Source organism: Campylobacter sp. RM19072 (assembly GCF_024723485.1).
Classification (GTDB): domain Bacteria; phylum Campylobacterota; class Campylobacteria; order Campylobacterales; family Campylobacteraceae; genus Campylobacter; species Campylobacter porcelli.
Genome location: NZ_JANQCU010000055.1, coordinates 1 through 830, shown reverse-complemented (window position 1 = coordinate 830; position 830 = coordinate 1). Strand labels below are relative to the sequence as shown.

Below are 830 nucleotides of genomic sequence, written 5' to 3'. Positions count from 1 at the left end.
AGCTCAAAAATGTCCTAAATAAAATGCTTGATGTCCTAGAGCAAAAAGTAGGTAGCGATATAAATGCTATCCAAGGTGTATTTGATAAATTCAAACAGCTAGATTTCACCGTAAGGATAGATAATCCAAAAGGTGAAGTAGAGATGGTAACTAACCTTCTAGGCGATGAAGTAACTAAAATGCTAAAAGCAAATTTAGAACAAGCTAGCAACCTACAAAATAAAGCCGATGAGCTAAAAGGCTTTGTAACTTCACTAAATGAAGGTGCCAAATCTCAAAGCGAATCACTTCAAGAAAGCGCCGCAGCTGTAGAAGAGATGAGTAGCTCAATGAACTCTATAAATGATAGAGCTAGTGAAGTAATCAAACAAAGCGAAGATATTAAAAACATAATCACAATAATCAGAGATATAGCAGACCAAACAAATCTACTAGCACTAAATGCAGCTATTGAAGCGGCTCGTGCTGGAGAGCATGGTAGGGGATTTGCCGTGGTGGCTGATGAGGTCAGAAAACTAGCTGAGAGAACTCAAAAATCACTAGGCGAAATAGAGGCAAATGTAAATATCCTAAGCCAAAGTATAAATGAGATGAGCCAAAGCATAAGCGAGCAAACTCAAGCTATAAATCAGATAAATGAAGCTATAGTAAATGTAGATGGCTTAACGAGACAAAACACACAAATCGCTCAAAACAGCAATATAGTAGCTAATGAAGTTGATAGCATAGCTGATGCTGTAGTAGCTGAAGTTAAAAAGAAAAAATTCTAATTTCACACTCACATTTTACTCCTTAAATATATGCAAGATTTATTCTTGCATATAGTAAAA

The 830-nt window shown here is 35.9% G+C and carries 1 protein-coding gene; it reads left to right on the top strand.

The features are described 5' to 3' along the window. A partial coding sequence (locus CSUIS19072_RS08430) for a methyl-accepting chemotaxis protein (protein ID WP_330518314.1) occupies nucleotides 1–770 on the top strand: 770 nt, incomplete at its 5' end. Between the last annotated feature and the right edge of the window lie 60 nt (nucleotides 771–830).